Raw genomic sequence first — 22813 nt, 5'->3', positions numbered from 1 at the left:
AGATTTTATGCGTCGTGCCCTGCTCTTCGCTTGCGCGCTGCTTGCCCTGCCCTTCGCACAGGCAGCAGACCTTCAACCCTTCTCCGCCAGCTACACCGCCGACTGGAAGCAGTTGCCCATGAGCGGCACCGCCGAACGCAGCCTGACCAAGGAAGCCAACGGCACCTGGAAACTCAGCTTCAAGGCTTCGATGATGATCGCCAGCCTGACTGAAGAAAGCACCCTGACCGTCGACAAGGACACCCTGCTGCCGCAGTCCTACCACTTCGAGCGTGGCGGCCTGGGCAAAGCCAAGAAAGCCGACCTGGACTTCGACTGGAACGCCAAGAAGGTGACCGGCACAGACCGTGGCGACGCGGTGAACATTCCGCTCAACCGCGGCATGGTCGACAAATCCACCTACCAGCTTGCCCTTCAACATGACGTGGCTGCCGGCAAGAAAAGCATGAGCTATCAGGTGGTCGATGATGGCGAAGTCGATACCTATGACTTCCGCGTGCTGGGCTCGGAAAAAGTCGACACCAAGGCTGGCCAGATCGACGCGATCAAGGTCGAGCGCGTGCGCGACCCGACACAAAGCAAGCGCATTACAGTGCTGTGGTTCGCCAAGGACTGGGACTACCTGCTGGTTCGCCTGCAACAGGTCGAAACCGACGGCAAGGAGTACAACATCATGCTCCTGGACGGCAAGGTCAACGGCAAGACTGTCAAAGGCAGCTGATCCGCCAAGACATGAAAGAGCCTCGCTGACGCGGGGCTTTTTTTCGCCCGTAACTCGGGAAAGAAAGTGGAACGCGCTACACGGGCAATGCTCTATACCTTCATGGTCTTTTTTGATCGAATGACGCTTCCTGTTGTCTGCGAGGTTTCCCATGACTGTTACCGTCAACACCGTCTCCGCCGAAGGTTTTCGTCACAGTGTGCAAATCGATGACCACGAACTCTTTGCCGACGTCCCCGCCAGTGCTGGTGGTGAAGGCTCGGCGCCAGAGCCGCACGACTACTTCGATGCCGCACTGGGCGCCTGCAAGGCCTTGACCCTGAAGCTGTACGCCAAGAAGAAGGACATCCCGCTGACCGGCGTTGGCGTCGAGGTCACACGCGACAACAGCCAGGAGCAAAAAGGCAAATACGCACTGCACGTAAAACTGACCCTCAAAGGCGTACTCACCGACGCCCAGCGCGACGAACTTCACCGCGTGGCCGACCGCTGCCCGATCCACAAACTGATGACCACCAGCGAAGTCAGCATCGAAACCCATCTTTGCGAAGGTGCGTTCAGCCAATAGCGGCAACAGCGGCACAAGCGGGTTATGCTCGACCGCATCACCCGCTCAGCCTGGAATGCACCATGAACACTCCGCTCGTGATCCGCCCCCGCGCAGAAGATGTCGAGGGCCAGCCGATTCTTCGCCCGTTGCCGTCAGCCAAATGCCGCAATGTCGGGCCTTTCGTGTTTTTCGACCACATGCTGCAGACCCGCTATGCCGCAGGCGATGGCATGAACATCCGTCAGCATCCGCATATCGGCCTGTCCACGCTGACCTACCTCTTCGAAGGGCAACTCCAGCACAAGGACAGCCTGGGCTCGGACCAGGTGGTCAACCCCGGGGATGTCAGCTGGATGACCGCCGGCAGCGCCATTGCCCATGTCGAACGCACACCCGAAGCCCTCAAAGGCCGCGAATTCACGATGCATGGCCTGCAAATCTGGCTGGCCTCCCCCAAGGACCAGGAACAGGGTCCCGGCCACTACAGCCACCATCCTGCAGCCACGCTGCCGGTCATTGAGAACCTTGGGGTGAAGATCCGGATGATCGCCGGGTCAGGCTTTTGCCTGGAATCGCCGGTGCCGGTGCTTTCTCCTACGCTGTACGCCGAACTGCACCTGCAGACGGCAACGACCCTGCTGATTCCCACCGAGCATGAAGAACGTGCGCTGTATGTGCTCAGTGGCGAGGTACAACTCAATGGCGAGCCGATCGAACCCCACGACCTGGTGGTACTGCCGCCCGGGGAAGAGATGACTTTGTCCGCCGATAGCGACAGTCATGCAGTGCTGTTTGGTGGTGCACCGCTGGACGGTCCGCGGCGAATCAACTGGAATTTTGTCTCGAGCGATCCGGCAAAGATAGACGAAGCGCGCAGGCGCTGGGCGGCCGGAGATTGGCCGAAGGTGCCGGGGGAAGTTGAGCGGATTGAACTGCCTTAAGCTCTTCTTTTTCAGTTACACCGTCTTCGCGAGCAGGCTCGCTCCCACAGGGAAACGCATTCCATTGTGGGAGCGAGCCTGCTCGCGATGAGGCCGGCACTAGCGAAGACAAATGCACGGCAAAAGCCGCAATCAGCCCTTGAATACTTCATCCAGCAGGTTGTGCATCGACGTAAACGCCCGTGCGGCAACCTTGGCGTCGTACATCATCATGCCCGGCACCTTGGCGTGCGGGTCAGTGAACGAGTGGAACGCACCGCCGTAGCTGAGCAACTGCCAATCCACGCCGGCGGCATTCATTTCATCCTCGAACGCCGGCAACTGCTCCTTAGGCACCAATGGATCGGACGCACCGTGCAGTACCAGGACCTTGCCTTTGATGTTGTTCGCATCGGCCGGATTCGGGGTATCGAGGGTGCCATGGAACGAGACCGCGGCTTTCACCGGAGCACCGGTACGCGCGAGTTCCAAAGCACAGCAGCCACCAAAGCAGAAACCGAAGGTCGCCAGTTTCGAGGTATCGACGGCAACCTCGCCCTGCTTCTGCAACTGCTCGAAAGCCGCCTGCATGCGCTTGCGCAGCAACGCGCGGTCATTCTTCAGCGGCATCATCGCAGCGCCCGCCTCGTCGTTGTTCTGCGGACGCACCGATTGCCCGTAGATATCCGCGATCAACACGACATAGCCCTTGGCGGCGACAGACTTGGCGATCTCCTCGGCACCCGCGCCGACGCCCATCCAGTTTGGCGCCATCAACAGACCCGGGCGCGCGCCCTTATGGTCGGCGTCGAACGCCAAGCGGCTTTCGTAGGGTTGGCCGTCAATCTGGTAGGCAACGGAACGTACAGTGATTTGGCTCATTTCTGACTCCTGATTGTTAAACACCAGAATGAAAAAACCCGCCGAAGCGGGTTTTTCCAGAACGTAGTTAAACCGACAGTTCAACCAACAGCTTGTTCAGCCGACGGACATAGCCCGCCGGGTCTTTCAGGCTGTCGCCGGCCGCCAGGGCCGCCTGATCGAACAGAATGTGCGACAGGTCGCCGAAGCGCTCGTCACTCTGCTCGTTGTCCAGCTTCTCGATCAGCGGGTGGCTCGGGTTGAATTCGAAGATCGGCTTCGAATCCGGCACCTTCTGCCCGCTGGCCTCCAGGATCTGACGCATTTGCAGGCCCAGGTCCTGCTCGCCGATGGCCAGGATCGCCGGCGAATCGGTCAGGCGATGGGAAACCCGTACTTCGGCAACGGATTCGCCCAGTGCGGTCTTGAGACGCTCCACCAGACCTTCCTTGGACTTGGCCACTTCTTCAGCAGCCTTCTTGTCTTCTTCCGAATCCAGGTTGCCCAGGTCCAGGTCACCGCGCGCCACGTCGACAAAGCTCTTGCCGTCGAACTCGCTGAGGTAGCTCATCAGCCACTCGTCGATGCGGTCGGTCAGCAGCAGCACTTCGATGCCTTTCTTGCGGAAGACTTCCAGGTGCGGGCTGTTTTTGACCTGGGCGTAGGTTTCGCCGGTCAGGTAGTAGATCTTGTCCTGGCCTTCCTTGGCGCGAGCCAGGTATTCAGCCAGACCGACCACTTGCTCGCCTTCATCGCCGTTGGTCGACGCGAAACGCAGCAGGCCGGCAATTTTTTCCTTGTTGGCGAAGTCTTCCGCCGGGCCTTCTTTCATGACCTGACCGAAGTTCTTCCAGAAGCCCTTGTACTGCTCAGGCTCGTTCTTCGCCAGCTTCTCCAGCATGTCCAACACGCGCTTGGTCAGTGCCGACTTCATGGAGTCGATGATCGGGTCTTTCTGCAGGATTTCCCGCGACACGTTCAGCGACAGGTCGTTGGAATCGACCACGCCCTTGATGAAGCGCAGGTACAGCGGCAGGAACGACTCGGCCTGATCCATGACAAACACGCGCTGCACGTAGAGCTTCAGGCCTTTCGGCGCTTCACGCTGGTACAGGTCGAACGGTGCACGGGCCGGTACGTACAGCAGCGAGCTGTATTCCAGCTTGCCTTCGACCTTGTTGTGGCTCCAGCTCAGCGGGTTTTCGAAGTCGTGGGCGATGTGCTTGTAGAACTCCTGGTATTCCTCGTCCTTCACTTCAGTGCGAGGACGGGTCCACAGGGCGCTGGCGCGGTTGACGGTTTCCCATTCCAGCGCAGGCTTTTCTTCACCTTCGACGGCTGTCGCTTCTTTTGGCAACTCGATCGGCAAGGCGATGTGGTCTGAGTACTTCTTGATGATGTTGCGCAGGCGCCAGCCGTCGGCGAATTCGTCTTCGCCGGACTTCAGGTGCAGAACGATACGGGTACCGCGGTCAGCCTTGTCGATGGTGGCGACTTCGAATTCGCCCTCGCCTTTGGACGACCAGTGCACACCTTCGCTGGCCGGGCTGCCGGCACGGCGGCTGAACACGTCAACCTTGTCGGCAACGATGAACGCGGAATAGAAGCCCACGCCGAACTGACCGATCAGGTGCGAATCCTTCTTCTGGTCGCCCGACAGGTTTTTCATGAAATCGGCGGTGCCGGACTTGGCGATGGTACCCAGGTGGGTGATTACATCTTCACGGCTCATGCCGATGCCGTTGTCTTCGAGAGTGACGGTCTTGGCGTCCTTGTCGAAGCTCACACGGATTTTCAGTTCGGCGCCACCTTCCAGCAATTCAGGCTTGGCCAGCGCTTCGAAACGTAATTTGTCTACTGCGTCAGAGGCGTTCGAGATCAGTTCGCGAAGGAAGATTTCCTTGTTGGAATACAGCGAATGGATCATGAGGTGCAGCAGCTGCTTTACCTCGGTCTGGAAGCCCAGGGTTTCCTTTTGAGTTTCCACACTCATGGTCATCAAACTCCAATCAGATGGCATAAGCCGCGACCATTGGGGTCAGCGGCGGGTTGTCATGAGAGTTGGGGGCTGCGTTCAGGATTTCAAGGGCTCCTCAAGTTTGAAATGCGCCCTGGCCGTGGCAATGGGCTCAGCTTCCGTACTTTGCCAGGCCGTAATTGCGACGTTGCCCACCCGGCGACCCTGACGGCACACCTGGCATCGGGCCCAGGTATCGCGGAATTGCCCGGCACGCAGGTAATCGAGGGAAAAGTCGATAATTTTCGGCACGCCGGGCGAGCCGGTGGTAATCAGCAGATGCAGGGCCGCAGCCAGCTCCATGAAGCCGGCAATCACGCCGCCATGGATCGCGGGCAACAGCGGATTGCCGATGTTGTCCTTGTTGGCCGGCAGGCGAAACAGCAATTCATCCCCCACCCGCGAACATTCGACGCCGATCAGCGTGGCGTAGGGAATCAGCTGCAGCAGCGGGGCGTAGTCGCCCTGCTCATGGGCCTGTCGCAATTGCTCTTGGAAACCGTCCGTCATTTCGCACCTCCGGCGATGGCGCCACCAAAGCCTTTGGTGCCCTTGATGCCCTTACCCATCCGCATGAACGTGCCGACCACATGGGCAATCGGTTGTTCGGGATCGTCCTGATAGGCAAAGCCGCGGGCGAAGATCACGTCGGTAGTCACCCGATAGCACTGGGCGAAACCGTACACGTCCTTATGGGGTTCGGCGGCGTGCATGTAGTCGATGCGCAGATCGAGGGTCGGGCAGACTTCGAATTCCGGCAGAACACAGAGCGTGGACATCCCACAGGCAGTATCCATCAGCGTGGTCAGTGCGCCGCCATGGATCACCCCCGTATTCGGGTTTCCAACGATCTGCTGGCTATATGGAAGAACGACGGTCAGTCCCTCATTGCTGGCGCTGTGAACACGCAATCCGAGGACCTGACAATGACGCAGGGCAGACATGAATCGTATTGCGCGCTCAAAAACAGGGTTTTCAGCCATCTGATAAAGCTCTTTTTGAATACTTACTGAATGAAGTAGCGGTTCGCGTAAAAGTTCCGCGTTAGAACAAACTTATATATCTCAAGCATTTGTGGAACTTAACCCCTTGGCTCGTGCTCGAAAGACCAGTTGTTATTTTCATCAGGAGAAACACCCCATGCGTAAGACTTTAGCTATTGCCTTGATGTTGACCGCTTCCCTCGGTCTCGCTGCCTGCGATAAAAAATCCGAGGACAAAGCTCAAGAAGCCAACAAACATGCTGAGCAAGCTCAGCAAGACATGAGCAAAGCTCAGGATAAAGTGAACGACGCGGCAAAAGAAAACGCCGAAGCAGCCAAAGCTCAGGCTGAATCGAACGAAGCAGCGGCAAAAGAAGCCGCGCCGGAAGCACCTAAGAACTAATTCGGTTTTTAGCGTGATAAAAGAAAACCCGCCAAGTGCGGGTTTTCTTTTGCCTGCCATTTTGTTTGCCATCCCGCCTTAGAGCAAAATCGTGCGAAAAGTCGGACTAATCATCAACAGTAGCGAACAGATAAATCCAACCAGCCATACCAGGCTGCGCTGCCAGGTCAGATCTTTCCAGTAACACAGCAAATAGATAATTCGCGCGATGACAAAGATGATGGCCAGCAGATCGATGAGCCATCCCGCCGTTTGCGTGGTATGCGCCATCAAGACACCCACCGCAAACAGGATGAACGCCTCGAAACTATTCTGATGTGCTGCCAGCGCACGGGCGCCAAAACCTGTGAGTTGCCCCTGTTGTTGGCGTGGCAAGTGATTGTTGTAACCACCCTGCTCTTTCATTGCCTTGGTAACGGGCATGCGCGCCACGTAAATCAGCAGTGCACTGATAAACACACACCAGAACGGGATACTCATCAAGCGGCCTCTTTATTTACCTCGGGCAATGGCGCCTCTGTAGGGGTATAGACCATCACGTCGAGAACGTCGGAATGAAACTCGCGCCGATACAACACGAACACCACTCCGGCGCTCATCAACATGAACAACCAGGGGCTGACAAACCAGGCGAGCATGCTCATACCGAAGTAATAGGAACGCAGGCCAAAGTTGAACTGGTTGGCCGCCATGGAGATGACCCGCGCAGCGCGGGCGGCGAAGGCCTTGCGCTCCAGCTCGGACACATGTCGCTCACCGGCCATCGGCGCCGAACCCACCAGAATCGCGGCGAAGTTGTACTGGCGCATGCACCAGCTGAAGGTAAAGAAGGCGTAGACGAACACCAGCGCCAGGCACAGCAACTTGATTTCCGACATGCCCTGGGTCGCCTGTTGCACCATCGGGATATCCGCCAGCAGCGACACCGCCCGTTCGGACGACCCAAGCACCGTCAGGATGCCAGCCAGGATAATCAGGGTGCTGGAGGCGAAGAAGGAAGCGTTGCGCTCCAGGTTGCCGATCACGCTGGCATCGGCGATGCGGTTGTCACGCAGCAGCATGCGGCGCATCCAGTCCTCGCGGTACAGATGCAGGACGCTGGCCAGGCAGGCAGTATCGCGGCCTTTCCAGGTCGCATAGCGGGTGTAACCGCCCCAGCAGATGACAAACCAGAACGCGGCAAGGATGTGGATCAGGTTGGCTTGGATGAACGACATGCAGGTCCTTTTGATGACAAGGAAAGGCAAAACTGTGGGAGCGAGCCTGCTCGCGATTGCGCTGGATCATCCAACACACCTGTTGAATTTAATGCCGCCTTCGCGAGCAGGCTCGCTCCCACATGGGATTTTCGCAATGCTTCGACGCTAGCTTAAGGAAAAAGACACTGCCAAACGCCCATAAAAAATGCCCCGTATCGATGGATACGGGGCATTTTCTTTTTTGCCTGATCGGCCCGCTTGTGACGGGCCGTAGAAGCATTTAAGCCAGCACTTCTTCGCGCTTGCCCAGCAGGCGATCGCAGACCACGGCGACCACCAGGGTCATCACCGATGGCACCAGCCACGCCAGGCCTTGATCGCTCAGCGGCAGGTGAGCCAACTGCGCCGGCATCCACTCCGCCAGACCGGCACCCTTGAGCGCATCGATCAGACCGAAGACGAAAGACACCAGCATCACCGGGCCAACGATGCGGCCTTGTTCATGCCAGAAGTCCTTGCAGAAGCTCAGGGCAACCAGGGCGATGCAAGGCGGGTAGATTGCAGTCAGTACCGGGATCGAGAACGCGATCAGCTTGGTCAGGCCCAGGTTGGACACCAGCAGGGAGAACGCAGCCAGGATGATCACCAGCGTCTTGTACGACAGTGGCAGTACGCGACTGAAGTACTCGGCGCAGGCACAGGTCAGGCCTACTGCCGTCACCAGGCACGCCAGGGAGATCAGCACCGCGAGGAAGCCACTGCCCAGCGAACCGAAGGTGTGCTGCACATAAGCGTGCAATACCGCCGCGCCATTGGTCGCGCCAACGGCCACTTCGTGGCTGCCCGAACCGAGACGGAACAGGCTGATGTACACCAGCGCCAGACCCACACCGGCAATCAGTCCGGCGATGATCGCGTAGCGCGTGATCAGCGCTGGCGATTCAACGCCCCGGGAGCGGATGGCGTTGACGATCACAATGCCAAACACCAGTGCGCCGAGGGTATCCATGGTCAGGTAACCATTGATGAACCCCTGGGAAAACGGTGCGGCCACGTATTCAGGCGTTGCCTGACCGATATCACCCGCCGGCAAGGCGAATGCCGCGATACCCAATACTGCCAGGGCAATGATTTTCAGTGGCGCGAGGAAACGCCCCACAGTGTCCAGCAGGCGGCCCGGATAGAGCGAGATGAAGAACACCAGCAGGAAATACACCGAGCTGTACAGGAACAGCGCCAACGGGCTTTCACCGGTCAGCGGAGCCAGACCCACTTCGAACGACACGGTCGCGGTGCGCGGCGTGGCAAACAGAGGGCCGACAGCGAGGTAACAGGCAGCGGCCAACAGACCACCCGCCAGCTTGCCGATCGGGCTGCTCAAGGCGTCCATGGCGCCACCGACTTTGGCCAGCGCTACGACGGTGACCACCGGCAGTCCCACTGCCGTGACCAGAAAGCCCAGCGCCGCCATCCAGACATTAGGCCCGGACTGCAAACCGACGATAGGCGGGAAGATGATGTTGCCGGCCCCGACGAACAGGGCAAACGTCATAAAACCAAGTGCCAGGATGTCCTGGCCTTTCAACACTTTCATTAAGGAAATACCACACTACTGAATCGGAATTTAGAGAGGGGTTTCCCTTATGGGTGAGGGAAATGCTGCCGGTCCGTATGGGACTGACCCTTTAGCGCGTTGCTGCCTTGTGGGCGACGGACGCAAAAATGGCGCGTAGCCTAACGAATTTGTCCGACAAACGCACTGTTGGAGGGCGAACTATCCGATCTACGACATTTTTGTGTCGCGTTTTCGCATGTAAATGATGGGTGCCTGTAAGTCCGGCATCGCAAGCAAGCTCGCTCCCACGGGCATTGCTGCGCAAGTCAGATTTCATGGGCGCCACAAATCCCTGTGGGAGCGGGCCTGCCAGCGATGGCGTCCGCCCTGCCATCTCAAACCCCGAAAACGACAAAGGCCACCCGAAGGTGGCCTTTGTTTGGTGAAGAGTCAGCTAAGCGCGAGGCTTACTTGACTTCCCAACCAGTCAGCTCGGCCAGGGCCTTGCCGATGTCTGCCAGCGAACGCACGGTTTTTACGCCTGCGTCTTGCAGAGCAGCGAATTTCTCGTCTGCAGTGCCTTTGCCGCCAGAGATGATTGCGCCAGCATGGCCCATGCGCTTGCCCGGAGGAGCAGTCACACCAGCGATGTAGGAAACAACCGGCTTGGTTACGTTTGCCTTGATGTAGGCAGCCGCTTCTTCTTCAGCCGAACCGCCGATCTCACCGATCATCACGATCGCTTCGGTCTTCGGGTCTTCCTGGAACAGCTTCAGGATGTCGATGAAGTTCGAACCCGGGATCGGGTCACCACCGATGCCGACGCAAGTCGACTGACCGAAACCGGCGTCAGTAGTCTGCTTCACAGCTTCGTAGGTCAGGGTGCCGGAACGGGAAACGATACCGACCTTGCCTGGCAAGTGAATGTGACCTGGCATGATGCCGATCTTGCATTCGCCTGGAGTGATCACGCCTGGGCAGTTAGGGCCGATCAGGGTAACACCCAGCTCGTCGCACTTAACTTTAGCGTCCAGCATGTCCAGGGTAGGAATGCCTTCGGTGATGCAGACGATCAGCTTGATGCCGCCGAAAGCAGCTTCCAGGATCGAGTCCTTGCAGAAAGGAGCCGGAACGTAGATCACGCTGGCGGTAGCGCCAGTGGCAGCTACGGCGTCTTTCACGGTGTTGAACACTGGCAGACCCAGGTGCTCGGTGCCGCCTTTGCCTGGAGTTACACCACCAACCATCTTGGTGCCGTACTCGATGGCTTGCTGGGTGTGGAAACTACCTTGCGAACCGGTAATACCCTGGCAGATAACTTTGGTGTCTTTATTGATCAGGACGCTCATTATTTGCCCTCCGCAGCTTTGACAACTTGTTGAGCAGCGTCGGTCAGGCTGGTAGCAGCGATGATGTTCAAACCGCTTTCTGCCAGTACTTTAGCGCCCAGCTCAGCGTTGTTGCCTTCAAGGCGAACAACAACCGGGATTTTCACGCCGACTTCTTTCACTGCACCGATGATGCCTTCGGCAATCATGTCGCAACGAACGATGCCGCCGAAGATGTTAACCAGTACTGCAGCGACGTTGGTGTCGGACAGAATGATCTTGAATGCTTCGGTAACGCGTTCTTTGGTAGCACCGCCGCCCACGTCGAGGAAGTTGGCTGGCTTGCCGCCGTGCAGGTTGACGATGTCCATGGTACCCATGGCCAGGCCAGCACCGTTGACCATGCAACCGATGTTGCCTTCCAGTGCTACGTAGTTCAGTTCGAACTTGGCAGCGTGCGCTTCGCGCGGATCGTCTTGCGACGGATCGTGGAAAGTCTTCAGCTTAGGCTGACGGTACATGGCGTTGGCGTCGATGTTGATCTTGGCGTCCAGGCAGTGCAGATCGCCGTCAGCCTTGATCACCAGCGGGTTCACTTCCAGCAGGGCCAGATCGTGATCCTGGAACAGTTTGGCCAGACCAACGAAGATCTTGGCGAACTGGGCAACTTGCTTGCCTTCCAGACCCAGTTGGAACGCCAGCTCGCGACCCTGGAATGGCTGAGCGCCAACCAGTGGATCGATAGTGGCTTTCAGAATTTTTTCTGGAGTGTCGTGAGCGATTTTCTCGATGTCCACGCCACCTTCGGTGGAAGCCATGAACACGATGCGACGGCTCGAACGGTCGACGACAGCGCCCAGGTACAGCTCTTTAGCGATATCAGTGCACGATTCAACCAGGATCTTGGTGACTGGCTGACCGTTGGCGTCAGTCTGGTAAGTCACCAGACGCTTGCCCAGCCACTGCTGTGCGAAGGCTTTGGCGTCTTCTTTGTTGCGAACCAGCTTTACGCCGCCCGCTTTACCGCGACCACCAGCGTGGACCTGGGCTTTGACAACCCACTCGCTGCCGCCGATTTTGTCGCAAGCTTCTGCTGCTGCTTCCGGGGTGTCTACCGCGTAGCCTTTGGATACTGGCAGGCCGTACTCAGCGAACAGCTGCTTACCCTGATACTCGTGAAGATTCATGCTTATTACCGTCTTCGTTAGGTACTGCGCATTCGGTGCTGCACTAAATCAGTGCCGCACCACCTGTGACTGCTGCTTGCGCAGCTTTTCCGGATACCCGGTACAGCTACGCAAGGCTGCGTCCAGCGGACATTCCGCGGTGAGTCTTGCAGGCAAGGCTCACGACGGGCCGATACCGCCGTGGTTTCTTATTGTGTCTTAACGCTTCTTGCGGTTGGCGATGTGGATGGCGCCGCCATTCACTGCCAAAGCTGCTTCGTGCAAGGCTTCGGACAGGGTCGGATGGGAGAAAACCATCATGCCCAGGTCTTCAGCGCTGGTGCCGAATTCCATCGCGATCGCGCCTTGCTGAACCAGTTCTGCAGCGCTCGGGCCAATGACATGAACGCCCAATACACGGTCAGTCTTGGCATCGGCGATGACCTTGACGAAACCACCGGTATCGTTGGCGGCCATTGCACGACCGGATGCTGCGAACGGGAAGGTGCCGACGTTAACTTCAACGCCTTCAGCTTTCAAGGCCTGTTCGGTTTTACCGACCCACGCGATTTCCGGGTGAGTATAAATAACCGAAGGGATCAGGTCATAGTTCATCTGGGCTTTGTGGCCCTTGATGCGCTCGACAACCATGATGCCCTCTTCCGACGCCTTGTGCGCCAGCATCATGCCGCGAACCACGTCACCGATGGCGTAGACGCCCGGTACGCTGGTCGCGCAGTGGTCGTCAACGAACACGAAACCACGCTCGTCGATGGTCACGCCACTGTCGGCGGCCAGCAGATCAGTGGTCACCGGACGGCGACCAACGGCTACGATCAGCTTGTCGAAAGTGATGGTCTGTTCGCCGTTGGCATCGGTGTAGTTAACAACGACTTCGTCGCCGTTCACTTTGGAACCGGTCACGCGAGCGCCCAGCTTGATGTCCAGGCCCTGTTTGGTCAGGGTTTTCAGCGCTTCCTTGGAAACAGCGGTGTCAGCTGCCATCAGGAAGGTGTCCAGGGCTTCCAGGACAGTCACTTCCGCACCCAGACGCGACCATACCGAACCAAGTTCCAGGCCGATGACGCCAGCGCCGATCACGCCCAGACGCTTAGGCACGGTCTGGAATTCCAGGGCGCCGGTGGAGTCGACGATGACTTTCTGGTCAACAGGCGCAGGCGGGATGTCGATTGGACGGGAACCGGAAGCCAGGATCACGTTCTCGGCTTCGATGACTTCGACCGAACCGTCAGGCTTGGTGACTTCGACTTTCTTGCCAGCCAGCAGCTTGCCGTGGCCCTGGATCGAAGTAACGCCGTTGGCCTTGAACAGGGTGGCAACGCCGCCGGTCAGGTTCTTGACGATGCCTGCCTTGCGGCCAACCATCGCAGCGACGTCCATCTTGACTTCGCCGGTGGAGATACCATGGACGTTGAAGCTCTCTTTCGCTTCCTTGTATTTCCAGGAGCTGTCCAGCAGCGCCTTGGATGGAATGCAGCCGACGTTCAGGCAGGTGCCGCCCAGGGCCAGTTTGCCCTCGCCATCGGTGTACTTCTCGATGCAGGCAGTGGAAAGACCCAGCTGCGCGGCCTTGATGGCGGCAACGTAGCCGCCAGGGCCCGCACCGATTACGACTACGTCAAATTTCTGCGACATTCAAAAAATCCTCTTTAGCGAAAAGCTTCAAGCCGCAAGCTGCAAGCCAGGCTGCCATTTCAGGCAGCTTGAAGCTTGCAGCTCGGGGCTGCTTCTATCAGATATCCAGCAACAGACGAGCCGGATCTTCCAGCAGGTTCTTGATGGTCACCAGGAAGGTTACAGCTTCTTTGCCATCGATCAGACGGTGATCGTAGGACAGTGCCAGGTACATCATCGGACGGATAACGACCTGGCCGTTGATTGCCATAGGACGCTGGATGATGTTGTGCATGCCCAGAATTGCGGCCTGCGGCGGGTTGACGATCGGGGTCGACATCATCGAGCCGAAAGTACCGCCGTTGGTGATGGTGAACGTACCGCCGGTCATTTCTTCCATCGACAGTTTGCCGTCACGGGCTTTCTTGCCGAAAGTCGCGATGCCGCCTTCGATTTCAGCCAGGCTCATCAGTTCGGCGTTACGCAGAACCGGTACAACCAGGCCGCGGTCGCTGGACACGGCAACACCGATGTCGGCGTAGCCGTGGTAAACGATGTCGGCACCGTCGATCGACGCGTTGACAGCCGGGAAGCGCTTCAGCGCTTCGGTGGCCGCTTTCACGAAGAACGACATGAAGCCCAGGCGCACGCCGTTGTGGGACTTCTCGAACAGATCCTTGTACTTCGAACGCAGGGCCATGACTTCGGTCATGTCGACTTCGTTGAAAGTGGTCAGCATCGCCATGTTCGATTGAGCTTCAACCAGACGCTCGGCAACCTTGGCACGCAGACGGGTCATTGGAACGCGTTTTTCAACGCGGTCACCCGCAGCGAATACCGGAGCGGCAGCGGCAGGTGCAGCAGCCTTGGCAGGCGCGGCAGCTGGAGCGGCTTTCTTGGCGGCAACGGCTGCTACCACGTCTTCCTTGGTCACACGACCGCCTTTGCCGGTACCGGCAACGGAAGCGATGTTGATGCCGTTTTCTTCAGCCAGCTTGCGAGCAGCCGGTGCAGCAACAGGATCGTCTTCGCCGTCGGCAGCAGGAGCAGCAGCCTGAGCGGCGGCCGGTGCAGCAGCAGGCGCTGCGGCGGCAGCGCCACCTTCAACGATCGAGCCCAGTACTTCGTCGGACAGGACGGTGTCGCCTTCGTTCTTGACGATAGCGCCCAGAACGCCGTCAGCCGTGGCCAACACTTCCAGTACAACCTTGTCGGTTTCGATGTCGACGATCAGCTCGTCACGCTTGACGGCTTCGCCCGGCTTTTTGTGCCAGGTGGCAACGGTGCCGTCGGCAACCGATTCCGGGAAAGTGGGGGCTTTGATCTCGATAGCCATTGTCTGTGGTTCCTTAAATTCGGTTTCAGGTGCGCGAAGGCGTTAAACAGTAAAGGCGTCTTGCAGCAGTTGTTCCTGCTGCTCGGCGTGCATCGATGCGTAACCACATGCAGGTGCGGCGGAAGCCTCACGGCCCGCGTACTCGAGTACGAGAGACTTGTTGAGGTTAGCGACGCTACGACGCAAGTGGTGTTGGCTGCAGTACCACGCACCCTGGTTCATCGGCTCTTCCTGGCACCAAACGGCATGCTTGGCGTTGGTGTAAGGAGCCAGGACTTCTTTCAAGTCGTCCTCAGGGAATGGGTACAGCTGCTCGATACGCACGATGGCGATATCGTCACGGCCTTCGGCACGACGTTTTTCCAGCAGGTCGTAGTAGACCTTGCCGCTACACAGAACAATGCGCTCGACCTTTTTCGGGTCCAGGGCATCGATTTCCGGGATAACGGTCTGGAACGAACCTTCGGCCAGATCTTCCAGCGTCGAGATAGCCAGTTTGTGGCGCAACAGCGACTTCGGAGTCAGGACTACCAGTGGTTTGCGCAGCGGGCGAATCACCTGACGGCGCAGCAAGTGGTAGATCTGAGCCGGCGTGGTCGGCATGCATACCTGGATGTTGTGCTCGGCGCACAGCTGCAGGTAACGCTCCAGACGAGCCGAGGAGTGCTCCGGACCCTGACCTTCATAACCGTGCGGCAGCAGCATGGTCAGACCGCACAGACGGCCCCACTTGTGCTCGCCACTGGTGATGAACTGGTCAATAACCACCTGGGCACCGTTGGCGAAGTCGCCGAACTGGGCTTCCCAGATAACCAGGGCATTCGGCGTGGTGGTCGAGTAACCGTACTCGAACGCCAGCACCGCTTCTTCGGACAGGAACGAGTCGTACAGGTCGAAGCGTGGCTGACCGTCGTACAGGTTCTGCAGCGGGATGTAGGTGCCCGCGTCCTTCTGGTTGTGCAACACGGCATGACGGTGCGAGAACGTACCGCGGCCGATGTCCTGGCCAGTCATGCGGATCGGGTGACCTTCGAACGCCAGGGTCGCGTACGCCATGGTTTCAGCGTAACCCCAGTTGATCGGCAGGCCGCCGGCTTGCATCTTCTGACGGTCTTCGTAGATCTTGGCAACCTGACGCTGGACCACGAAGCCTTCCGGAACTTCCAGCAGCTTGGCGGACAGTTCCTGCAAGGTCTTGAGGTCGAAGCGAGTATCGTGACGCGCAGTCCAGGCGTGGCCCAGATACGGACGCCAGTCCACGAACAGCTCTTTGTTCGGTTCCTTGACCAGGCTTTTCACTACGTGCAGACCGTTGTCCAGCGCATTGCGGTATTCGTCGACTTTCGCCTGAACACGCGCAACGTCCAACACACCGCTCTGGGTCAGACGATCGGCATACAGCTCACGGGTAGTGCGCTGCTTGGTGATCTGCTGATACATCAGTGGCTGGGTGCCGCTTGGCTCGTCGGCCTCGTTGTGGCCACGACGACGGTAGCAGACCAGGTCGATCACGACGTCACGCTTGAACTGCATGCGGTAATCGATGGCCAGCTGGGTCACGAACAGTACGGCTTCCGGATCATCACCATTTACATGGAGGATCGGCGCCTGGATCATTTTCGCGACGTCGGTGGCGTACTCGGTGGAACGCGAGTCCAGCGGGTTGCTGATGGTGAAACCAACCTGGTTGTTGACCACGATGTGCACGGTGCCGCCGGTCTTGAAACCGCGGGTTTGCGACATCTGGAAGGTTTCCATCACCACGCCTTGACCGGCGAATGCCGCGTCACCGTGGATGGAGATCGGCAGAACCTTCTCACCGGTGGAATCGTTGCGACGATCCTGGCGGGCACGGACCGAACCCTCGACCACTGGCGAAACGATTTCCAGGTGGGACGGGTTAAAGGCCATGGCCAGGTGAACTTCACCGCCGGTGGTCATGACGTTGGAGGAGAAGCCCTGGTGATACTTAACGTCACCGGAACCCAGCTCGACCTTCTTCTTGCCTTCGAACTCGTCGAACAGCTCGCGCGGGTTCTTGCCGAAGGTGTTGACCAGCACGTTCAGACGGCCACGGTGGGCCATGCCGATGACGATTTCCTTGGTGCCGTAGGAACCGGAACGCTGGATCAGCTCGTCAAGCATCGGAATCAGGCTTTCGCCGCCTTCCAGACCGAAACGCTTGGTGCCCGGGTATTTGGTGCCCAGGTATTTTTCCAGGCCTTCAGCTGCAGTCACGCGCTCGAGCAGGTGGCCCTTGATGTCCGCGGAATAAGTCGGACGGCCGCGTACGCTTTCCAGACGCTGCTGGAACCACTGGCGCTGCTCGGATTCGGTGATGTGCGTAAATTCAGCGCCGATGGTGCGGCAATATGTCTGCTGCAACGCTTCGTGAATTTCGCGTAGGCTCGCTTCCTCTTTGCCGATGAACAGGTCGCCGGCACGGAAGGTCGTATCAAGATCGGCATTGGTCAAGCCGTAATGATTGATCGACAGGTCTGCAGGTGCAGTACGCTGCCACAGTCCCAGCGGGTCAAGCTGGGCTGCCTGGTGGCCACGCATACGGTAGGCCTGGATCAATCGCAGCACTTCAACTTGCTTCTTCTCGTGCTCAGTGCTCACGCTACCGGCGGAAACCGGTTGGGCGCGGCGCTGGTTCTTTGCCAGCAACACGAAATGATCGCGAATTGTGGAGTGCGAAACATCGGTGGCAGAGTTGCCGTCAGCTGGCAACTTCTGGAAGTAGGTGCGCCACTCTTCTGGCACAGCGTTAGGGTCGTGCAGGTAGAGCTCATAAAGCTCTTCCACATAGGCAGCGTTACTACCGGAAAGGTAGGCGCTGTTCCACATGCGCTGCATCACGCTTTCTTGCATGCTTGGTCACCCTCGGTTAGGGGAACACCACCGGCGTCGACACCGAGCAAACTTGCAGAAGTCCGAATGCAGCGACCAAAACAAGCCACTTAGGATCACGCTGATAGTCCGGGTACCAGCCCGGATGCCCCTGCTTGTCTCATTTCTTCAAAATAAGAGCTGCAGCCTTTTGGGCTACTGCTCAGGTTAAAACTACGGCGCCGGTTGAAGCCTGCGCCGTAGCATCTACGGGTACAGCGGTACTACCTTTACAACAGCTGGGTTACAGCAGCTGAATCACACGCCACTCGAAAGCAGCATGTTACGGATGTGACCGATGGCCTTAGTCGGGTTCAGGCCTTTCGGACATACGTTGACGCAGTTCATGATCCCGCGGCAGCGGAATACGCTGAACGGGTCATCCAGCGAAGCCAGACGCTCGGAAGTCTTGGTGTCACGGCTGTCTGCCAGGAAGCGGTACGCTTGCAGCAGGGCAGCTGGGCCCAGGAACTTGTCCGGGTTCCACCAGAAGGACGGGCAAGAGGTCGAGCAGCAGGCGCACAGGATGCACTCGTACAGACCGTCGAGCTTTTCACGCTCTTCAGGGGACTGCAGACGCTCGATGGCCGGGGCCGGCGTGTCGTTCTGCAGGAATGGCTTAACCTTCTCGTATTGCTTGTAGAAGATGCTCATATCGACGACCAGGTCACGGATAACCGGCAAGCCTGGCAGTGGACGAACGATCAACTTGTTACCTTTTACGACAGCGGACAGCGGCGTGATGCACGCCAGGCCGTTCTTGCCGTTGATGTTCATGCCGTCGGAGCCGCAAACGCCTTCACGGCAGGAGCGACGATAGGAGAAACCTTCGTCCTGCTCTTTGATCAGCGCGAGCACGTCCAGCACCATCAGGTCTTTACCACCGGTATCGACCTGGAATTCCTGCATGAACGGCGCAGCGTCCTGATCAGGGTTGTAGCGATAAACACTGACTTGCAACATGGCGGTCACCCTTAATAAGTCCGGACTTTAGGTTCGAAAGTCGGAACAGTCTTCGGCGAGAAGTTCACGGCACGCTTGGCAACGCGTTTCTCACCCGGGAAGTACAGGGTGTGGCACAGCCAGTTTTCGTCGTCACGGTCTTCGAAGTCTTCACGGGCGTGAGCACCGCGGGACTCTTTACGTACTTCGGCAGCGATGGCGGTAGCTTCAGCCACTTCCAGCAGGTTTTGCAGTTCCAGAGCTTCGATACGCGCAGTGTTGAACGCCTGCGACTTATCGTTGATCTTGACGTTGGCGATGCGCTTGCGCAGATCGGCCAGCTGGGCAATACCCTTCTGCATGTATTCGCCGGTACGGAACACACCGAAGTAGTTCTGCATGCAGCTTTGCAGCTCGCGACGCAGGGTAGCGACGTCTTCGCCATCGGTACGGTTGTTCAGTGCGTTCAGGCGAGCCAGGGCAGCTTCGATATCGGCTTCGGTGGCATCGTCGTATTCGATGCCGTCGGTCAGCGCCTTTTCCAGGTGCAGGCCGGCAGCGCGACCGAATACCACCAGGTCGAGCAGCGAGTTACCACCGAGGCGGTTGGCACCGTGAACCGATACGCAAGCCACTTCACCTACAGCGAACAGACCAGGGATGATCTCGTCCACGCCTTCACCGTTCTGGGTGATCGCCTGGCCATGAATGTTGGTGGCAACGCCGCCCATCATGTAGTGGCAGGTCGGAACAACCGGAACCGGAGCAACAACCGGGTCAACGTGAGCAAAGGTTTTCGACAGTTCGCAGATGCCTGGCAGGCGGCTGTGCAGCACTTCCTCGCCCAGGTGGTCGAGCTTGAGCATCACGTGGTCGCCATTCGGACCGCAACCGTTGCCGGCGATGATTTCTTTAACCATCGAACGGGCAACAACGTCACGACCGGCAAGGTCTTTCGCGTTCGGAGCATAACGCTCCATGAAACGCTCGCCGTGCTTGTTGATCAGGTAACCACCTTCACCACGGCAACCTTCGGTTACCAGTACACCGGCGCCGGCGATGCCGGTCGGGTGGAACTGCCACATTTCGATGTCTTGTACCGGTACGCCCGCACGCAGAGCCATGCCGACGCCGTCACCGGTGTTGATCAGGGCATTGGTGGTCGAAGCGTAGATACGGCCAGCACCGCCGGTCGCCAGAACAGTAGCCTTGGCGCGGATGTAGGTGGTTTCGCCGGTTTCGATGCAGATTGCGATCACACCGACGAACTCGCCTTGTGCGTTCTTCACCAGGTCGACAGCGTAGTACTCGTTCAGGAACGTGGTACCGGCTTTCAGGTTGCCCTGATAAAGGGTGTGCAGCAGAGCGTGACCGGTGCGGTCGGATGCCGCGCAGGTACGGGCAGCCTGGCCGCCTTTACCGTAGTCCTTGGACTGGCCGCCGAACGGACGCTGGTAGATGCGGCCGGTTTCGGTACGGGAGAACGGCAGACCCATGTGGTCCAGTTCGAAAACTGCGGCCGGGCCTTCCTGACACATATATTCGATAGCGTCCTGGTCACCGATGTAGTCGGAACCCTTGACGGTATCGTACATGTGCCAGCGCCAGTCATCGTTCGGATCCGCCGAGGCGATGGCGCAAGTGATGCCGCCCTGTGCCGATACGGTGTGCGAACGGGTCGGGAACACCTTGGTGATCACGGCAGTCTTGTGACCGCCCTGTGCCAGCTGCAGCGCTGCGCGCATGCCGGCGCCGCCACCACCAATGATGATGGCGTCGAAAGAAATCGTTGGAATGTTAGCCATGACTCAGATACCCCAGAGAATCTGCACACCCCAGACGAAGTAAGCGAACATCGCAACGCCGCATACTGCCTGGAAGAGGAAACGTACAGCGGTCGCGGACTTGCCGAACGCCATTGGCGTCAGGTAGTCGGTCGCGATGGTCCACATGCCGACCCAGGCGTGAGCGCCGAGGGCAACGAGGGCCAGAAGGCTGAAGATACGCATCCAGTTGCTGGCGAACAGTTCATGCCATTGGGCGTACTCGAGGCCCGGGTGGGCGACGATGTATCCGATCAGGAAAATGAAGTAAGCCGCGAGAACGACCGCAGAAACGCGTTGCGCCATCCAGTCATAGAGGCCCGAACGCGACAGGTTCGTGACGTTAGTTACCATATCCAAACTCCTGCCAGAACGATTACCACCACGGAAACGGCGATAACGATTTTCGAGCCCAGCTTGCCGCCTTCCAGCGTCTCGCCAATGCCCATGTCCATGATCAAATGGCGCACGCCGGCTACCAGGTGATACAGCAGAGCGGACAGGATGCCCCAAATCACTAGCTTGGCTAGCGGACTGGTCAGACACGCTTTCACCTGGCCGAAGCCTTCCTCGGAGCTCAGCGACTTGTCCAATGCATAAAGCATGATGGCAAGGCAGACAAAGAGGATGACACCGGAGATACGGTGAAGAATGGACGTGTAAGCAGTGACTGGGAGTTTGATGGTCCTTAGGTCTAGGTTTACAGGTCGTTGGCTTTTCACGGCTTTTTTTTCACACTGAAGAGCCCCTAACAATCAGGGCAAAGTTGTTGGGGAGTGCACTGGTCAGGTAACCACCACCCAGGGAGGCGACCCCCAATAAAGCAAGCCCAAAAGCCCTTGGCGGTCGGTGGCCGAGTATAGACAGTTAGGCTACTAATGACAACGGACATACCTACCCAAAACGGCTCATTGCGCAACTCGCATAAAAGGCGTAAATGGCAGGCAATTTCGAGAAAAAAGTGCGGTTAAAGCCTTCTGGAGCAAGACTTTAGGCAAATTGACATTCAAATTTATCTCACTATAGTGGTGCGGGCCCTGCGTGGGGGGTCTGTCTGATGATTTCAAGCATGAATAGGAGGCCACATGGCTGACAAAAAAGCGCAGTTGATCATCGAGGGCGCAGCCCCCGTCGAGCTGCCCATTTTAACCGGCACCGTTGGTCCCGATGTTATCGATGTTCGGAGCCTGACGGCCACGGGCCGCTTCACCTTTGACCCTGGTTTCATGTCGACCGCCTCCTGCGAGTCGAAGATCACCTATATTGATGGCGACAACGGCATCCTGCTGCATCGCGGCTACCCGATCGAGCAGCTGGCTGAAAAGTCGGACTACCTGGAAACCTGCTACCTGCTGCTCAACGGCGAACTGCCGACGGCAGAGCAGAAGGCCCAGTTCGTCAGCACCGTCAAGAACCACACCATGGTTCACGAGCAACTGAAGACCTTCTTCAACGGCTTCCGCCGTGACGCTCACCCAATGGCCGTGATGTGCGGTGTAGTCGGTGCCCTTTCGGCCTTCTACCACGACTCCCTGGACATCAATAACCCGCAGCATCGCGAAATCTCCGCGATCCGCCTGGTTGCCAAGATGCCGACCCTGGCAGCGATGGTTTACAAGTACTCCATGGGCCAACCCATGATGTACCCGCGCAACGACCTGTCGTACGCGGAAAACTTCCTGCACATGATGTTCAACACCCCGTGCGAGATCAAACCGATCAGCCCGGTGCTCGCCAAGGCCATGGACCGGATCTTCATCCTCCACGCCGACCACGAGCAGAACGCATCGACTTCCACCGTGCGTCTGGCGGGCTCCTCGGGTGCCAACCCGTTCGCTTGTATCGCCGCCGGTATCGCTGCACTGTGGGGCCCTGCCCACGGCGGCGCCAACGAAGCCGTACTGACCATGCTCGATGAAATCGGCGATGTTTCGAACATCGACAAGTTCATTGCCAAGGCCAAGGACAAGAACGATCCGTTCAAGTTGATGGGCTTCGGTCACCGCGTTTACAAAAATCGCGACCCACGCGCTACCGTCATGAAGAAGACTTGCGACGAAGTGCTGAAGGAACTGGGCATCCAGAACGATCCGCAACTCGAACTGGCCATGCGCCTGGAAGAGATCGCCCTGACCGACCCGTACTTCATCGAGCGCTCGCTGTACCCGAACGTCGACTTCTACTCGGGGATCATCCTCAAGGCGATCGGCATTCCAACCAGCATGTTCACCGTGATCTTCGCCCTGGCGCGGACCGTCGGCTGGATCTCCCACTGGAAAGAAATGCTCTCCAGCCCGTACAAGATTGGCCGCCCGCGCCAGCTGTACACCGGCTACGAGTCGCGTGACATCACCAAGCTGGAAGACCGCAAGTAAGAGCTTTCTTGCTGTAGCGTGTTGAGTTGCACCGGAAACGGCCTCTATATAGAGGCCGTTTTTGTTTGCGGCGCCTGGGAGCAAACGGCTATTGGTTGCGCCCTTGG

The 22813-nt window shown here is 58.2% G+C and carries 21 protein-coding genes; 5 read left to right on the top strand and 16 right to left on the bottom strand.

Annotation, left to right across the window (positions count from 1 at the left end):
• The first annotated feature begins 7 nt into the window (after nt 1-7).
• The 3 genes from ABTV29_RS07695 (at nt 8) to ABTV29_RS07685 (ending at nt 2212) form a co-directional block, all read left to right on the top strand.
• Nucleotides 8-721 (top strand): DUF3108 domain-containing protein, encoded by a 714-nt coding sequence (locus tag ABTV29_RS07695; RefSeq protein ID WP_433769529.1) that lies wholly within the window; start codon nt 8-10, stop codon nt 719-721.
• A gap of 151 nt (nt 722-872) precedes the next feature.
• Nucleotides 873-1289, top strand: a complete 417-nt coding sequence (locus ABTV29_RS07690) for an OsmC family protein (RefSeq protein ID WP_433769528.1) — start codon at nt 873-875, stop codon at nt 1287-1289.
• Nucleotides 1290-1351: 62 nt separating this feature from the next.
• Nucleotides 1352-2212 carry a pirin family protein gene (locus tag ABTV29_RS07685; RefSeq protein ID WP_433769527.1) on the top strand — a complete coding sequence of 287 codons (861 nt, stop codon included), beginning with the start codon at nt 1352-1354 and terminating at the stop codon, nt 2210-2212.
• Between the two features lie 132 nt (nt 2213-2344).
• Here the strand turns inward: ABTV29_RS07685 and ABTV29_RS07680 are convergent, their stop codons facing one another.
• The 4 genes from ABTV29_RS07680 to ABTV29_RS07665 all read right to left on the bottom strand — a co-directional run bounded on the left by ABTV29_RS07680 (nt 2345) and on the right by ABTV29_RS07665 (nt 6052).
• Nucleotides 2345-3073 carry a dienelactone hydrolase family protein gene (locus ABTV29_RS07680; protein ID WP_433769526.1) on the bottom strand — a complete coding sequence of 243 codons (729 nt, stop codon included), beginning with the start codon at nt 3071-3073 and terminating at the stop codon, nt 2345-2347.
• Between the two features lie 67 nt (nt 3074-3140).
• Nucleotides 3141-5045 carry a molecular chaperone HtpG gene (htpG, locus tag ABTV29_RS07675; RefSeq protein ID WP_433769525.1) on the bottom strand — a complete coding sequence of 635 codons (1905 nt, stop codon included), beginning with the start codon at nt 5043-5045 and terminating at the stop codon, nt 3141-3143.
• A gap of 81 nt (nt 5046-5126) precedes the next feature.
• Nucleotides 5127-5579: a PaaI family thioesterase gene (locus tag ABTV29_RS07670; protein ID WP_433769524.1), complete on the bottom strand. Its 453-nt coding sequence runs from the start codon at nt 5577-5579 to the stop codon at nt 5127-5129.
• Complete coding sequence (locus ABTV29_RS07665; protein WP_433769523.1) at nt 5576-6052, bottom strand: PaaI family thioesterase; 477 nt, start codon at nt 6050-6052, stop codon at nt 5576-5578. Before ABTV29_RS07665 ends, ABTV29_RS07670 begins: the two co-directional genes overlap by 4 nt.
• A gap of 157 nt (nt 6053-6209) precedes the next feature.
• Between ABTV29_RS07665 and ABTV29_RS07660 the strand changes: the two genes are divergently transcribed.
• Nucleotides 6210-6455, top strand: a complete 246-nt coding sequence (locus tag ABTV29_RS07660) for a hypothetical protein (protein ID WP_110964304.1) — start codon at nt 6210-6212, stop codon at nt 6453-6455.
• Between the two features lie 78 nt (nt 6456-6533).
• Here the strand turns inward: ABTV29_RS07660 and ABTV29_RS07655 are convergent, their stop codons facing one another.
• From ABTV29_RS07655 to sdhC, 12 genes are all read right to left on the bottom strand, one after another.
• Nucleotides 6534-6935: an MAPEG family protein gene (locus ABTV29_RS07655; protein WP_433769522.1), complete on the bottom strand. Its 402-nt coding sequence runs from the start codon at nt 6933-6935 to the stop codon at nt 6534-6536.
• The gene (locus ABTV29_RS07650) at nt 6935-7672 is read right to left on the bottom strand and encodes a DUF599 domain-containing protein (protein WP_433769521.1); all 738 of its coding nucleotides are present in this window, start codon (nt 7670-7672) and stop codon (nt 6935-6937) included. The genes ABTV29_RS07655 and ABTV29_RS07650 overlap by 1 nt, the downstream gene beginning before the upstream one ends.
• A gap of 262 nt (nt 7673-7934) precedes the next feature.
• Nucleotides 7935-9248, bottom strand: coding sequence for a branched-chain amino acid transport system II carrier protein (gene brnQ / locus ABTV29_RS07645; protein ID WP_433769520.1), 1314 nt, complete (start codon nt 9246-9248; stop codon nt 7935-7937).
• Between the two features lie 428 nt (nt 9249-9676).
• Nucleotides 9677-10558 carry a succinate--CoA ligase subunit alpha gene (gene sucD / locus ABTV29_RS07640; protein ID WP_085723285.1) on the bottom strand — a complete coding sequence of 294 codons (882 nt, stop codon included), beginning with the start codon at nt 10556-10558 and terminating at the stop codon, nt 9677-9679.
• Complete coding sequence (sucC, locus tag ABTV29_RS07635) at nt 10558-11724, bottom strand: ADP-forming succinate--CoA ligase subunit beta (RefSeq protein ID WP_224537129.1); 1167 nt, start codon at nt 11722-11724, stop codon at nt 10558-10560. Before sucC ends, sucD begins: the two co-directional genes overlap by 1 nt.
• Before the next feature lie 198 nt (nt 11725-11922).
• Nucleotides 11923-13359: a dihydrolipoyl dehydrogenase gene (gene lpdA, locus ABTV29_RS07630; RefSeq protein WP_110964309.1), complete on the bottom strand. Its 1437-nt coding sequence runs from the start codon at nt 13357-13359 to the stop codon at nt 11923-11925.
• A gap of 97 nt (nt 13360-13456) precedes the next feature.
• The gene (gene odhB, locus ABTV29_RS07625; protein WP_433769519.1) at nt 13457-14674 is read right to left on the bottom strand and encodes a 2-oxoglutarate dehydrogenase complex dihydrolipoyllysine-residue succinyltransferase; all 1218 of its coding nucleotides are present in this window, start codon (nt 14672-14674) and stop codon (nt 13457-13459) included.
• Nucleotides 14675-14716: 42 nt separating this feature from the next.
• Nucleotides 14717-17548 carry a 2-oxoglutarate dehydrogenase E1 component gene (locus ABTV29_RS07620; protein ID WP_433769518.1) on the bottom strand — a complete coding sequence of 944 codons (2832 nt, stop codon included), beginning with the start codon at nt 17546-17548 and terminating at the stop codon, nt 14717-14719.
• A 276-nt stretch (nt 17549-17824) separates the two neighbouring features.
• Nucleotides 17825-18529, bottom strand: coding sequence for a succinate dehydrogenase iron-sulfur subunit (locus ABTV29_RS07615; protein ID WP_007959035.1), 705 nt, complete (start codon nt 18527-18529; stop codon nt 17825-17827).
• Between the two features lie 11 nt (nt 18530-18540).
• Nucleotides 18541-20313: a succinate dehydrogenase flavoprotein subunit gene (gene sdhA / locus ABTV29_RS07610; protein ID WP_433769517.1), complete on the bottom strand. Its 1773-nt coding sequence runs from the start codon at nt 20311-20313 to the stop codon at nt 18541-18543.
• 3 nt (nt 20314-20316) lie between these two features.
• On the bottom strand, nt 20317-20685 hold the full coding sequence (gene sdhD, locus ABTV29_RS07605) for a succinate dehydrogenase, hydrophobic membrane anchor protein (RefSeq protein ID WP_175379128.1): 369 nt from the start codon (nt 20683-20685) through the stop codon (nt 20317-20319).
• Nucleotides 20679-21053, bottom strand: coding sequence for a succinate dehydrogenase, cytochrome b556 subunit (gene sdhC / locus ABTV29_RS07600; protein WP_016773673.1), 375 nt, complete (start codon nt 21051-21053; stop codon nt 20679-20681). The genes sdhD and sdhC overlap by 7 nt, the downstream gene beginning before the upstream one ends.
• Before the next feature lie 363 nt (nt 21054-21416).
• On the opposite strand from sdhC, the gene gltA reads away from it, so the two are divergent.
• On the top strand, nt 21417-22706 hold the full coding sequence (gene gltA, locus ABTV29_RS07595; protein ID WP_433769516.1) for a citrate synthase: 1290 nt from the start codon (nt 21417-21419) through the stop codon (nt 22704-22706).
• Nucleotides 22707-22813 lie beyond the last annotated feature (107 nt).

This window comes from Pseudomonas putida, from assembly GCF_050989985.1.
GTDB classification, from domain to species: Bacteria; Pseudomonadota; Gammaproteobacteria; order Pseudomonadales; family Pseudomonadaceae; genus Aquipseudomonas; species Aquipseudomonas putida_AI.
Note: the sequence above shows the minus strand (reverse complement) of the source record. Positions and strands in the feature narration are given on the sequence as shown.

Coding starts and splice junctions, on each gene's coding strand:
- ABTV29_RS07695 (WP_433769529.1), top strand. CDS start 8: ATGCGTCGTGCCCTGCTCTTCGCTTGCGCGCTGCTTGCCCTGCCCTTC.
- ABTV29_RS07690 (WP_433769528.1), top strand. CDS start 873: ATGACTGTTACCGTCAACACCGTCTCCGCCGAAGGTTTTCGTCACAGT.
- ABTV29_RS07685 (WP_433769527.1), top strand. CDS start 1,352: ATGAACACTCCGCTCGTGATCCGCCCCCGCGCAGAAGATGTCGAGGGC.
- ABTV29_RS07680 (WP_433769526.1), bottom strand. CDS start 3,073: ATGAGCCAAATCACTGTACGTTCCGTTGCCTACCAGATTGACGGCCAA.
- htpG (WP_433769525.1), bottom strand. CDS start 5,045: ATGAGTGTGGAAACTCAAAAGGAAACCCTGGGCTTCCAGACCGAGGTA.
- ABTV29_RS07670 (WP_433769524.1), bottom strand. CDS start 5,579: ATGACGGACGGTTTCCAAGAGCAATTGCGACAGGCCCATGAGCAGGGC.
- ABTV29_RS07665 (WP_433769523.1), bottom strand. CDS start 6,052: ATGGCTGAAAACCCTGTTTTTGAGCGCGCAATACGATTCATGTCTGCC.
- ABTV29_RS07660 (WP_110964304.1), top strand. CDS start 6,210: ATGCGTAAGACTTTAGCTATTGCCTTGATGTTGACCGCTTCCCTCGGT.
- ABTV29_RS07655 (WP_433769522.1), bottom strand. CDS start 6,935: ATGAGTATCCCGTTCTGGTGTGTGTTTATCAGTGCACTGCTGATTTAC.
- ABTV29_RS07650 (WP_433769521.1), bottom strand. CDS start 7,672: ATGTCGTTCATCCAAGCCAACCTGATCCACATCCTTGCCGCGTTCTGG.
- brnQ (WP_433769520.1), bottom strand. CDS start 9,248: ATGAAAGTGTTGAAAGGCCAGGACATCCTGGCACTTGGTTTTATGACG.
- sucD (WP_085723285.1), bottom strand. CDS start 10,558: ATGAGCGTCCTGATCAATAAAGACACCAAAGTTATCTGCCAGGGTATT.
- sucC (WP_224537129.1), bottom strand. CDS start 11,724: ATGAATCTTCACGAGTATCAGGGTAAGCAGCTGTTCGCTGAGTACGGC.
- lpdA (WP_110964309.1), bottom strand. CDS start 13,359: ATGTCGCAGAAATTTGACGTAGTCGTAATCGGTGCGGGCCCTGGCGGC.
- odhB (WP_433769519.1), bottom strand. CDS start 14,674: ATGGCTATCGAGATCAAAGCCCCCACTTTCCCGGAATCGGTTGCCGAC.
- ABTV29_RS07620 (WP_433769518.1), bottom strand. CDS start 17,548: ATGCAAGAAAGCGTGATGCAGCGCATGTGGAACAGCGCCTACCTTTCC.
- ABTV29_RS07615 (WP_007959035.1), bottom strand. CDS start 18,529: ATGTTGCAAGTCAGTGTTTATCGCTACAACCCTGATCAGGACGCTGCG.
- sdhA (WP_433769517.1), bottom strand. CDS start 20,313: ATGGCTAACATTCCAACGATTTCTTTCGACGCCATCATCATTGGTGGT.
- sdhD (WP_175379128.1), bottom strand. CDS start 20,685: ATGGTAACTAACGTCACGAACCTGTCGCGTTCGGGCCTCTATGACTGG.
- gltA (WP_433769516.1), top strand. CDS start 21,417: ATGGCTGACAAAAAAGCGCAGTTGATCATCGAGGGCGCAGCCCCCGTC.